This window comes from Pseudomonas syringae group sp. J309-1 (assembly GCF_032582135.1).
GTDB lineage: Bacteria > Pseudomonadota > Gammaproteobacteria > Pseudomonadales > Pseudomonadaceae > Aquipseudomonas > Aquipseudomonas quasicaspiana.
This window is the reverse complement of sequence record NZ_JAWHNU010000096.1, coordinates 1-11,777: the sequence shown is the minus strand read 5'-3', so window position 1 is coordinate 11,777 and position 11,777 is coordinate 1. Positions and strand designations below refer to the sequence as shown.

At 58.8% G+C, this 11,777-nt stretch carries 11 protein-coding genes; 2 read left to right on the top strand and 9 right to left on the bottom strand.

Annotated features, from left to right (window positions below):
* Positions 1–417 precede the first annotated feature (417 nt).
* Genes RX972_RS28330 through RX972_RS28310 form a run of 5 tightly spaced genes read right to left on the bottom strand, consistent with a single transcriptional unit; the run spans position 418 to position 5,483 of the window.
* Positions 418–1,857, bottom strand: coding sequence for an efflux transporter outer membrane subunit (locus RX972_RS28330; RefSeq protein WP_316880538.1), 1,440 nt, complete (start codon positions 1,855–1,857; stop codon positions 418–420).
* Positions 1,854–2,753: an HlyD family secretion protein gene (locus tag RX972_RS28325; RefSeq protein WP_316880536.1), complete on the bottom strand. Its 900-nt coding sequence runs from the start codon at positions 2,751–2,753 to the stop codon at positions 1,854–1,856. The genes RX972_RS28330 and RX972_RS28325 overlap by 4 nt, the downstream gene beginning before the upstream one ends.
* Positions 2,750–2,959, bottom strand: a complete 210-nt coding sequence (locus tag RX972_RS28320) for a DUF1656 domain-containing protein (protein ID WP_027902485.1) — start codon at positions 2,957–2,959, stop codon at positions 2,750–2,752. The genes RX972_RS28325 and RX972_RS28320 overlap by 4 nt, the downstream gene beginning before the upstream one ends.
* A complete protein-coding gene (locus RX972_RS28315) occupies positions 2,956–5,034 on the bottom strand; it encodes an FUSC family protein (RefSeq protein WP_316880533.1) in 2,079 nt (692 codons plus the stop codon). The genes RX972_RS28320 and RX972_RS28315 overlap by 4 nt, the downstream gene beginning before the upstream one ends.
* Positions 5,031–5,483: a MarR family winged helix-turn-helix transcriptional regulator gene (locus RX972_RS28310; RefSeq protein ID WP_099267251.1), complete on the bottom strand. Its 453-nt coding sequence runs from the start codon at positions 5,481–5,483 to the stop codon at positions 5,031–5,033. Before RX972_RS28310 ends, RX972_RS28315 begins: the two co-directional genes overlap by 4 nt.
* A gap of 334 nt (positions 5,484–5,817) precedes the next feature.
* On the opposite strand from RX972_RS28310, the gene RX972_RS28305 reads away from it, so the two are divergent.
* Both RX972_RS28305 and RX972_RS28300 read left to right on the top strand, forming a co-directional pair.
* The gene (locus RX972_RS28305) at positions 5,818–5,973 is read left to right on the top strand and encodes a hypothetical protein (RefSeq protein ID WP_231668097.1); all 156 of its coding nucleotides are present in this window, start codon (positions 5,818–5,820) and stop codon (positions 5,971–5,973) included.
* Between the two features lie 41 nt (positions 5,974–6,014).
* Positions 6,015–6,683, top strand: a complete 669-nt coding sequence (locus tag RX972_RS28300) for a polysaccharide lyase family 7 protein (RefSeq protein ID WP_095099420.1) — start codon at positions 6,015–6,017, stop codon at positions 6,681–6,683.
* Between the two features lie 211 nt (positions 6,684–6,894).
* Here the strand turns inward: RX972_RS28300 and efeO (RX972_RS28295) are convergent, their stop codons facing one another.
* The 4 genes from efeO (RX972_RS28295) to efeU all read right to left on the bottom strand — a co-directional run bounded on the left by efeO (RX972_RS28295) (position 6,895) and on the right by efeU (position 11,303).
* The gene (efeO, locus tag RX972_RS28295) at positions 6,895–7,713 is read right to left on the bottom strand and encodes an iron uptake system protein EfeO (protein ID WP_027902481.1); all 819 of its coding nucleotides are present in this window, start codon (positions 7,711–7,713) and stop codon (positions 6,895–6,897) included.
* A 38-nt stretch (positions 7,714–7,751) separates the two neighbouring features.
* Entirely contained in the window at positions 7,752–9,068 is a 1,317-nt protein-coding gene (efeB, locus tag RX972_RS28290; RefSeq protein ID WP_122396724.1) for an iron uptake transporter deferrochelatase/peroxidase subunit, read from the bottom strand.
* Positions 9,069–9,222: 154 nt separating this feature from the next.
* On the bottom strand, positions 9,223–10,431 hold the full coding sequence (gene efeO, locus RX972_RS28285) for an iron uptake system protein EfeO (protein WP_316880527.1): 1,209 nt from the start codon (positions 10,429–10,431) through the stop codon (positions 9,223–9,225).
* Positions 10,432–10,439: 8 nt separating this feature from the next.
* A complete protein-coding gene (gene efeU / locus RX972_RS28280; protein ID WP_027902478.1) occupies positions 10,440–11,303 on the bottom strand; it encodes an iron uptake transporter permease EfeU in 864 nt (287 codons plus the stop codon).
* Between the last annotated feature and the right edge of the window lie 474 nt (positions 11,304–11,777).

Genomic DNA, 11,777 nt, shown 5'->3' with positions numbered 1-11,777 from the left:
CACACAAACTTTTAAAGATTTCACGTGAGCGCGCGCAGTTTGTTTTTGTCTGAGGGTTTTCACACAGTCTGTACCGGGCCGAGGCGATCCCGCCGTATTCGCTTTGCTTTTGATCTGCTTTTGATTTTAGGCGCCCCGTTAAACCACGCTGGCCGAACGCAGATTCTGGAGCGTGGGCAACCCGGCAAGGATGCCGGGTTAGCCGCATTGGGCCATGGATGGCCCGTTGCGGCGGCCCACGGTTCAGGATCTGTGGGCGGGTACACCGAGCGTCAGCGAGGTGCCGAGTGGTGGGGCAAGAGCGTTTTGCTTACTTTTGTCTGGGCCGGCTTCCGGATGTTCAAAAGTGACGCGCTGTAAAAGCGCAACCAATATCCGCATCACCGCGGTAATGGATATGTACACAAGCCGCAACACTCAGGGCTTAGGCGCCGAGCCGCTACTCTCCCAACCCCCACCCAACGCCAGAAACAGATCAATCTGCCCCATCGCCACTTGCGTATTGGCCGCCGCCAACTGCGCCCGCACATCCGTATAAGTCCGGGTTGCCTGCAAATCAGCCAGAAACGAAGCCCGTCCAGCCTGGAAGAAGCGATGCGTCTGATCCGCAGCCTGCTCCGCAGATTGCGCCGCATCGGTCAGCGCATCACGGCGTTGCAACAGCGCCGTATATTGCGCCAGACCGGTCTGGGTTTCCCGTATCGCATTCAGCACCACACCATCAAAGCGCGCCAATGCCGCCTGGCTCGAAGCCTCGGCCTCGTGAATCCGGGCCCGAGCGCCGTTCGACGGTACAGTCCAGTTAATCAACGGACCAAAGCCCCAGCGATTGGCCACCGGCTTGCCCAGATTTTCCAGCAGCCCCACGGTGCCGACGGTCGCACCAATGCTGATGTCCGGGTACAACTCACCCGTCGCCACACCAATTTCAGCGGTCGATGCTGCCAGACGCCGTTCCGCCTGACGCACATCCGGGCGGCGCTTGAGCAGTGCTGCGCCATCACCCACCGGCATCACCTGCGCGATATGCGGCAACTCATTACAGGTGCTCACGCCCGCCGGTAATTGATCCAGCGGTTTGGCCAGCAGCATCGACAAACGATACAGACCGGTCTGACGCAAGGCCTCGTAACGCGGCAGTTCAGCGCTCAGGGATTTGAACTGGGTTTCCGAGCGCGTTACCTGAGTTTCATCACCACGCCCGGCGTCACGCAAACGCTGGGTCAGGCTGACGCTCTGCTTTTGCAGGCTCAGCGACTCCATGGCGATGTCGTGCTCTTCGTTGGCGGCGCAGACCTGGGTATAAGCGCGAACCACGTCAGCCACCAAGGTGATGCGTGCGGTGTCGGCCGCTGCCTGAGCAGCATCAACGTTGGCGTTGGCCGCTTCGATGCCCCGTTGCAGCGTGCCGAACAAATCGAACTGGTACGACGTAGTAATACCCAGATCCCCAACGTTACCCACCGGGACTTTCTCGGACAGCAAAAACGCTTCGCCAGACTCTTGAAGGCGCTGGGCACCGGCTTTGGCGCTGGTGGTAAAACCGCCCGCAGCTTCAGCTTCAGAGGTCTGGTAGCGGGCGCGTTGCAGGTTGGCGGCGGCGATGCGCAGGTCGGTGTTGGAGGCCATGGCCTGCTGCACCAGTTGATCCAGATGTGGGTCCTGATAAAGGCGCCACCAGTCAGATGGCACGGGCGCAGAAATCGTGTTGACCGATTCCCCGGCCAACTCGCCCTGCAGGTCCGGGCGATTGATCGCGGCGTCCTTGGGCAGTTGGTAATCGGGGCCGACCATCTGACACGCCGACAGCAGCAAGCCAAGCCCGACTGTTGCCGTCAGGCGCGTAAGGTGTGTCATTTGCCGGGCTCCTCTGTGTGAATTGCCTGACTGTCTTCGATGATCGACACGGTGGCGGTACGCCCGGCGATCATGCGGAAGTTGTCCGGCACTTCGTCGAAGGCGATGCGCACCGGAATGCGCTGGGCCAGACGTACCCAACTGAACGCCGGATTGACGTTGGGCAGCAGGTTGGAGCCGCTGGTGCGGTCGCGGTCTTCGATACCGGCGACGATGCTCACGACGTGGCCCCGCAGACGGGCGTTGTCGCCGATCACCCGGACGTCCACGCCTTGCCCGATATGAATGCCGTCGAGCTTGGTTTCTTCGAAGTAGCCATCGATGTGAAATGAAGCGCCGTCGACGACCGACAACACAGGTCGACCCGCGGTAACGAACTCGTGGGCGCGGGGTGCGCGGTCGTTGAGGTAGCCGTCTACCGGGCTGCGGATCACCGAGCGATCCAGGTTCAATTGGGCGGCATCCACCGCCACTTGGGATTCCTGCAAGGCGGAGAGGGCGCGGGCTTCCCTGGACTGGCTTTCTTCCAGTTGCTCGCGGGCCACCAGATTGCCGAGGCCACGGTTACGCTTGTTCTCGCGGCGGGCCTGTTCCCAGGTTTCCTGACGCTCGGCAACCGTCGCCTTCGCCTGGCGCAACGCGAGGCGGAAGCGGTCCTGATCGATGGTGAACAGCACCTGGCCTTTGCTGACCAACTGGTTGTCGCCGACGTCGACTTTTTCGATCAGCCCGGACACGTCCGGCGCGATCTGCACGATGTCGGCGCGGATGTGCCCGTCGCGGGTCCAGGGGGCGTACATGTAATACATGACCATGCGCCACACCACGATGGCGGCGAAGGTCACGACCAGCAGAGTCAGGACCACGCGGCCCAATGTAAGCAGAGGTTTTTTCATTTCATCAGGTATCGACTGAGAGTATCCACGGCGCCGAGCAACAAAGCGTATAGACCTACGTTGAACAATGCCCGGTGCCAGACCAGACGGTAGAAATGGGTACGCGATAACACCGCGTGGACCCCGAGAAACAGTAAATAGGTGATGCCCATCAGCGCGAGAAACGTGGGTACGAAGACCCCGCTGATGTCCAGATCGCCAATCATAGGGACGCTCCGTCGAGGCCGTGGGGCGGTAATTCTTCGGTTTCGGTCGCGGCATTGACGACTTCCACGCCTGGCAACAGGGCCAGGCGCAGGCCGCTCAAGGCATGCAGCAGATGCAGGCGGGCCGGTTCTTCGCCCAGCAGTTCAACGGTCAGGGCGCGGCGTGCGCGGTCCATGGTCATCAACATGCCTTTGGGCGCTGGCAGGCGTTCACCGGCTTTCAGGCAGGCCTGGAAGTGGCTGCCGACTTCTTCGACCACCTGGCGCAGCAACAGCTGTTGCCCCGCGTGCGCCCTTGGTAACCAGGCCAGCATGTCCAGTAGATTCAGCGCCACGCGCAGGGCAATGCCGGTGTCTTGCGCAGTGATGGTCAGACGCGGCAGTTGTTGCATCAGACGGTCGAGCATTTGTGCGCCCATTGCCCGATGTTCAGCGAGTGTCGCGGGTTCGGTCAGGGCAACAATGTCGCGCCAGCTGAAGCGGGTCAGGCGCTTGGCCGCCAGTTCGACGCCAAACGGACGCATGATCAGGGTCCAGATGAATGCGAACAGCAGGCCCACCGGACCGGCCAGGTTGGAGTTGATGAAGTTCAGGAAATCCGCGTCGTAGGCGCTCTGGATGCTGACGAAGGACGAGGTGTTGACGATGGTCAGCAAGGTACCCAGGTAGAAGCGCGGCTGCACGGTCAGGGTACCGACGCAGATGAACGGGACCGCGAAGGCCAGCACCAGCATCGGGAAGTCATGCAGGTTGGGCAGGACCACGAACAGGTACAGGCTGGCGAAGACGACTGACAGCATGGTCCAGAAGAAGAACCGGTAAATCTGCGGAGCCGGGTCGTCCATGGCCGCGAAGAAACTGCACGACACGGCCGCCAATGCCACTGCGGCGGCACCGTCGGTCCAGCCGAGCAGAATCCACAGCACCGAAGCGACGATGATCGCCAGCACTGAGGTCATCACCGAATAAAGCATCAGCCCGCGATCCAGAAACGGCGTAATGCGCGCCAGTCGCCAATGCCGGTAAACGGCGCGCCACGGGGTCTGGTCGTCAGTCTTGATCGCGTGCTGCAAGGTGCGGCAGTCCTGCCACAGATCAATGAATTCACCCAGGCGGTAAAGCGCGTTGGACAGCAGCAACTGACGGCGATCATCGAGCTGAGCGGCGCCGGGTTGCAGGCGATCCAGTTCGCCATGCAGCGTTTCCCATTGTTTTGTCTGCAGGCCGCTGGCAGTGTTTTCCAGCCAGGCGCGCGTCTCGATCAACAGCGGCGCGAGATTGGCGACCAGTTCTGGCGTGCGCCGCTCCAATGCCCATAAAGCGTCATCCAGCGCGTCGATCACCGGCAGCAGATGGATCATGCGGCCGCGCAGCTCTTTTGCGTTGCGAACTGTTTGTTTGCGGGCGCCTTCATGAGGTAACTGGCCGATCATCAGTTCAAGGGTATTGAAGGTACCAACCATTGAACTGCGCAGGGTGCCGACTTCTTCAGCATTGGCGCTGCGTGACAGAAAGCGGTCGCAGTAGGCCGAGGCATCGCTGAACCACTTATCTGCCGAGCCCTGCATGACCGGCGCCAGGCGGCGCGGCCAGAAAATACTGCCGACCACGGCTGCGCAGACGATGCCGAGAAAGATCTCTTCGGTACGCGATACGGCGATTTCAAACACCGCCTGGGGGTTGTCCACCACCGGGAAGGAGATCAGCGGCATGGTGTAACCGGCCAGCATTAACGCGTAGCTGTTGGCGGTGCGCAGATGCAGCGACAGAAACAGCAGTGTGCCGGTCCAGAGGGCGATCACGATGGCGAGCAGAAACGGCGTCTGGACGAACATCGGCACGATGAACACTGACGCCGCTGCACCCGTGAGTGTTCCGATTGCACGATACAGCGCCTTGGAGCTGGTCGGACCCACGAACGGACTGGAGACGATATACACCGTCGCCATCGCCCAGTAGGGCCGGGGCATTTCCATGAGCAGCGCGATGTACAGCGCCAGCATGGACGCACCGAAGGTCCGGACGCCATAGAACCAGTCACGCGCCGGGGGCACGCCTGCGAAAAAGTCTTTCAAAGCGACCCCGTGCTGTCTTGATTGGCGGCATCGCTGAAGGCTTTAAACACGCGCAACGTTGCTTCGAGATCTTCCTTCGCCACCCCTTTGAGCACCTCGCGACGCAAGCGCAGCAGTTCATCTTCAATGGCCAGCGCAAGCACGCGACCATTTTCGGTAAGGCTCAGGGATTTGGCCCGGCGATCCGACGGATCTTCGGTGCGGCAGACGATGTCGGCATTGCACAGTTGGTCGAGCAGGCGGACCAGCGTCGGGCTTTCCATGCCCGCTGCGTGGGCCACCGTGACCTGATTCACCCCGTCGCCCAGCCGCAGAATCATCAGCAGCGGCGCAGCGCAAGCTTCGGAAACACCATAGCGCACCAGCGTGTTGTGGCAGATCCGCCGCCATTGTCGGGACGAAGCGACCATGCCGCTGCTGATGCTCATCTGCAGTGAATCGAGGGACATAACTGAAACCGGGAAATTAGTTAGCGAGGATATTGTTCGTGACAACATAATTAGCTTGCTAACTATAATCCTGTAACAAAGTCTTACAGTCAAGCCCGAAGTGCCCAGCGGTTCGAGGAGCGGATGCGCTAAAAATCATGGAAAAGTCAGGCGGACTGACAGGGATAAATCGGAAAAGTGCCATCCGTTTTGATTATTTTCATACCGCTGGTCGGCATTTATTTTTGTTTTTTCAACTGTAAATCAGCAGTTACGGGACGCACGTCCAAAAAACTGACGTGGTTCTCATTTCGCAGTTTCCATATTTGATGATGCTTGCAGGGCAGGAGAGGTCATGGGCCCTGATTTGATGCGTGATATCGAAATAATGGCCTTTATAGGGGTGTGTTGTTTTATTGACGCCAATTCAGTGTCGCGCCCTGTTCACAAAAAAATCGATTCAGCCGATACGCCAGACGAAGCCATCCGGGAGCTCAAGCGCCCGGTTTAGAGACCTTTGTCGGTGCGCTGGCCGCACCTTGTGAGCATGCGATGATCGACCTCGCCACCTGGAACCTTTCCATTCCTGTAGGCACTCCATCCGTGATTATTGATACCCCTAAACTGGTTCAGGGTTATCAGGATGGTTATTTTCGTTCTGGCAATACATTGTTCTTCTGGGCTCCGGTAACCGGGTCCAAAACGGAGAACGCTAAATTCCCGCGGACGGAACTGCGAGAGACGACGGCGGACGGCAAGGTCTACAACTGGACTTACTCCCAGGCAGACAATTTCCTGCGCGCTGCACTCACGGTCAATCAAGTGCCTTCAACCGGCAAAATTGTCATCGGTCAGATTCATGCTTTCCAAAGCACCGAGCCGCTGCTCAAGGTTGAGTACCAGTTCAAGGAAAAACTGCAGACTGGCAACATCGTCGCTAAATTCCGCCGTAGCCCGGACGCTGAAATCGAAGTCATCAACATTGCTTCAGGCGTGCCATTGAACGTGCGTTTCAGCTACAGCATTCACCTGACGCCTGCAGGCAATCTGACAGTGAATGCGGCTGACTTTGCTTGGGGTGCCAAGCTGGATGCTACGTGGAAAGACAAGCTGCTGTATTTCAAGGCAGGTGTGTATACCCAGGACAACACTGGGTATGCCACCGAAGGCGGGGCTGCAACGTTTTACAAGCTGATCATCAATCACGACAAGAAGGCGTGAATAAGGCTTGGCAGATATCTCACAGGGGAGTGCAAAACCCCTGTGAGAGCTGGGCTTGCCCGCGATAAACGATAACGCGGTGTGTCTTCAAACCGCGTCTCATGTATCGCGGGCAAGCCCGGCTCCCACAGGATTGGGTTAGATCAAACTCCCCAATTCCACAGGATTGGGTTAGATCAATTCCACCCCAATTCCACGGGATCGGGTTAACTCAATTCAAGCCCAACTTGCCACGCAGGGTCGACAGGTCTTCAGCCAGGGTGTTAACCGGGCCCACTAGCGCTTTGCGGTCGTTCTCTTTCACTTTGTCGTACGTTTCGAAACCGCCATCCTTGGTCTTGTACTTGGCCAGGATCTTGTCCACGGTCGCGAAATTCTTGTCGACCTTCGCAGCGAACACTTTGTCGGACTTCTCGATTTGCGGACGGAACAGGTCGACGATTTTCTTCGCGCCGTCGATGTTGCCCTGGAAGTCATACAGGTCGGTGTGGCTGTAGCGGTCTTCTTCACCGGAGATCTTCGTTGCAGCCACTTCTTCCAGCAGTGCTGCTGCGCCACCTACAACCTTTTCAGGCGGGAAGGTCAAACCGGCGACGCGGGTTTCCAGGTCTTTCACGTCGGCCATCAACTTGTCTGCAATCGGGCCCTGATCCTTGGTGCTGTTTTGCGAGAACAGTGCGTATTCCAGACGGTGGAAGCCGGTGAAGTCTTCAGCATTCACGCCAGCTTCATGATCATCAACACGGGAGTCGATGGACGCGTCCAGATCGCTGAACAGCTCAGCCATTGGCTCGATTTCTTCATAGAACACGCGGGTCGGCGCGTACAGTTTCTTAGCGGTGGCCAGGTCACCTTTCTTCACCGCGTCGGTGAATTTCTGGGTGTGGCTGACCAGCTCGCCGATCTGTTCGGTGACGTAGATCTTGTAATCCGAAACCGGTCCTACCAGGTCCAGCGGCGCAGTGGCGGCGAAAACCGGGGTCTGCAGCAGACCGGCGGTGAGCAGCAAAGCAAAAGGCAACTTCTTCATGGGACTCTTCCTGTTGAGGTGGCTTTAAGGGTTGGCAATTACGCAGTTTTGGTATCGGAGCTGGCCGAAGCCTGAAGCAGTGAGCGACCGATGAAGTCCTGGTCGTTGATCACGCCGGGCAGGGTGAAGAAGTACCCGCCGCCCACCGGTTTGAGGTATTCCTCCAGTGGCTCGCCATTGAGGCGGGTCTGCACGGTGATGAAGCCTTTCTCGAGATCGGACTGGTAACAGATGAACAGCAGGCCCATGTCGAGTTGGCCGTTCTTGTTAACGCCGTTGGAATAGTTGAACGGCCGACGCAGGATCAGGTTGCGCTGGCTTTCAGCCGTGCGCGGGTTGGCCAGGCGGATATGGGAATCCAGTCTGGTTTTCTTGCCGTGAGGGTCGGCTGCATAGTTCGGCACATCGGTTTCAACCTTCCCGTCCATGGGCGCACCTGTGGTTTTGACCCGGCCGAAAATCGCTTCCTGTTCTTGCAGAGGCGTGCGGTCCCAGCGCTCGACGAAGTTGCGGATGATCCGCACCGCCTGATAGCTGCCATTCACGGCCCAGCCCGGTTCGTCGCTGCCCGGCTGCACCCAGACCAGTTCGTTCATGGTCTTCTGGTTGTTGGAATCCGGATTGGCCGAACCATCGCGGAAACCCAGGAAGTTGCGGGCGCTTTCCGGCGGCTGGCCGGGTTTCTTCGGCGCTTGCGGCGGCACACTGCCTTCCTGCTTCCAGCGCACCAGCAGCAGGTCCGGCAGGTTTTTCACGATGTCGCGCAGGGCGTGGATGTTGCTGTCGGCGCTGTTGGCGCAGAACTGAATGCTCAAGTCGCCATGGCAGCTGTCCGCTTCCAGCGCATCGTTGGGGAAGCCGACCATTCGGCTCAGACGCTTGGGCTTGACGCTTTCGAGGCCGAAGCGCTCGTCGAACAGCGAGTCACCCACCGACACCGTGATGGTCAGGTTGTCCGGCGTGACCACCGGGCCGAGGATGCCGGAGTCCACAGGTGGCAACTTCGGATCAATCTGGGGCACTGTTCCGCCGGTCATCAAGAACGTGATGCGCTCGTTCAGCGTGCGAAACAGACGCTCCAGATCTTCCCGGTCAGCGGCGAGCACATCAAAGGCCACCAGCATGCCGGACGCCGGACGCGGGTTGACGATTCCGGTCTGGTGGGTGCCGTGGAATTCGTTATGGTCAGCGGTCTTTTCGCTGTTTGGCGCTTCGGTGACTTGTGCCGGAGCGGCGGCCAATACGTTGCCGCTCAGGCTGCTACCCGCCAAAGCCGCACCCGCAGCACCGAGGCCTAGCAGCACTCGACGGCGTTGAGCGGATTGTGGGGCGTTGCTGTTGTCTGAGTCGTTCATGGCTGTTTACTTCGCTCAAAAATCAGTTGTTTGGTAACGGGGAGATCGGTCGCGAGTTCTTTGTGGGAGCTGAGCTTGCTCGCGATAAAGGTCACGCGATCTAAAGTGAACTGCGTCCAGTCTTATCGCGAGCAAGCTCTGCTCCCACATAAAATCAAAGGCCAGACAAACCCAGCGCCTGGTCTATCCCGTCCAGCGCATCCGCCAGTGCTTTGGCCTTATCGGCAATCAACTTGCGTTGCACGGCATCCACCTGGTCATAAGGGCGCATGCCGCTGTCCGTGCTCAGCCCGTTCAATTCGGTGTCCAGCGCAGCGGCGGCGGCATCGATCTGCTCAAGCAGCGGCTTGGCGCTTTTGGCCAGCATCGGGCGCAGCAGGTCGATGACTTTGCGAGTGCCTTCAAGGTTGGCAACGAAGCCGTTCAGATCGCTGTGGCTGTAACGCTCCTCTTCGCCGTTGCTGCGGATTTCGGCGAGGCCGCGCATGTTGCGGGCGATGACGCTGGCCAGTTGTTCAGGCGCCATGTTCTGCGCCAGCAACTGCTGCTTCAGCGTGGTGACATCGGCTTGCAGACGCTGCGCGACAGGCAGCAGACCGTCGACGCTGTGCTTGTCAAAAAGGCCGTACTCGATGCGATGGAAACCGCTGAAGCCTGGGTCCTGCTCACGTTTTTCGTAATAGTCGGCGCGGGCGTTGATTGCGTTATCCAGCTCGGCCAGACGCTGGGCTGCGGGGGCAATACGCTGATAGGCCGCCCGGGCCGGAAGATAAGCTGCCTGTGCCGCGCTTAGATCGCCCGCCGCAATGGCGTCCTGCAGGGCGTTAACCGCCTTGATCAGCGCTGAACCCTGGGTACTCAGGTAAACCCGGTATTCGGACAGCGGACCGATGAAAGCAACCATCGAAGGGCGCGCCTTGGCACTGGCCTCCGACTCGGCAGTCGGCGTTACATGCAGCGTCCCGCGCGGGTTGCTCAACAGGCCGCAAGTAATCGCGTAGTCGCCGGGTTGCAGGTTGGCGTTGATCACCTGGCTGAGGCCCGGCGCAATGTTTTCCCGTTCTTCAATCACCAGAACGCCATCGAGAATTTCCCATTCAACAGCCCGTTCGGAGCGGTTGACGATACGAAAGGCGTTCTTGCCAGCCGGCACGGTGAGCGTATTCGGCTCGCAGGCGTGGCCATGAATGGTCACCACGGTTTCCGCATTGTTATTGGCGGCGCGCTTTTTCATGGCGGTTTGCGAGGCGTAATAAAACAGCCCGCCTGCAGCGATCATGAGCACCACGGAGCCTGCGACAGCCAATTTCAAGGCGCGAGGTGGCTTGGCTTTATCTGAAAGCCCTGTAGGACGATTCGACATGAGTTGCCTTATTCGTTTGTAGCGGAAGAGGGATGCGAATGCGCCGGTCGGGTGGGCAAACTCACCACCCGAGCGTGGGGCATAAAGAACAGAACAAGCGCGAAGATCAGGTAAATCAGGTAAGCACTGAGGGTGCTGATGGTGGGCGCATCCTGATAACCGAACATGCCCGCCAGTACCGAGCCGGTTGGTCCGTCCATCGGCAACGTGGCGCTGATGTCGAAGACCACGGTTTGCAGGTGGTTCCAGACTCCGGCTTCATGCAGCGCCTGCACCGAGTTGGCCAAAATGCCAGCCGCCACCACAAGGATGAACAACCCGGTCCAGCGGAAGAACAGGCTCAGGTTCAAACGCATGCTGCCGCTGTAGATGGCGAAGCCCACGGCAACCGCGAGGATCAGGCCGAGCAGGGCACCCAGCGGCGCGCTGGCGCCTTCACTCTGCTGAAAAACGGCTAGCAGGAAGAACACGGTTTCCAGCCCTTCGCGGGCCACGGCGAAGAACACCATGGCAATCAGCGCATAGGTCTGGTTTTTCGAGCCAGCCAGAGCGGCATCGAGAGATTCGTGCAAAGCATGCTTGATAGAACGCGCGACTTTGCGCATCCAGAACACCATGGAACTGAGGATCGCCACGGCTAAAAGACCGACGATGCCTTCGAACAATTCCTGTTGTTTTTGCGGGAATTCAGCACTGACCAGTTCCAGACCACCCCCGACGAACAGCGCCAGGGCGACTGCCAGGAAGACACCAATCCACACGGCGGGCATCCACTCGCCACGGCCGGTCTGCTTCAGGTAACTGGCGATGATGCCAACAATAAGCGCGGCTTCAATCCCTTCGCGCAGCATGATCAAAAAAGGAACGAGCATGTTTCACCAGGGTTAATGCGTTAGGCTGATCTGCTTCAGGGCCACCAAAAAGAGTCATACCTGAAACAATACGTAACATAATGATACTCATTATTGAATGCGTATAGTTGTTTTTTCGCCCTGGATCGGATTCGGGTTCTTGTTCAGGTAGGGTTCAGGGATGAAGCCTTGACGGGATTTTTGCCTGAAATTCGGACTGTGGGAGCAGGCTGCTCCCGATAGGCATGGACGCGATCTAAAGTGAATCGTGTTCAGCCTTGTCGCGAGCAAGCTCTGCTCCCACAAGGGCTGTGGTCATTGTGAGAATTGCACGCCACATCCCTGTCTGGATAAATGCAGTCTGTGGGAGCCGCCCCGGTGTCCCTGACACCACGCTGTCGCGCAGCAAACACGGACTCTGTAGGAGCGCGCTTGCCCGCGATTCGGTCTGTCAGTCGATGAATATATTGCCTGTGCTGACGCGATCGCGGGCAA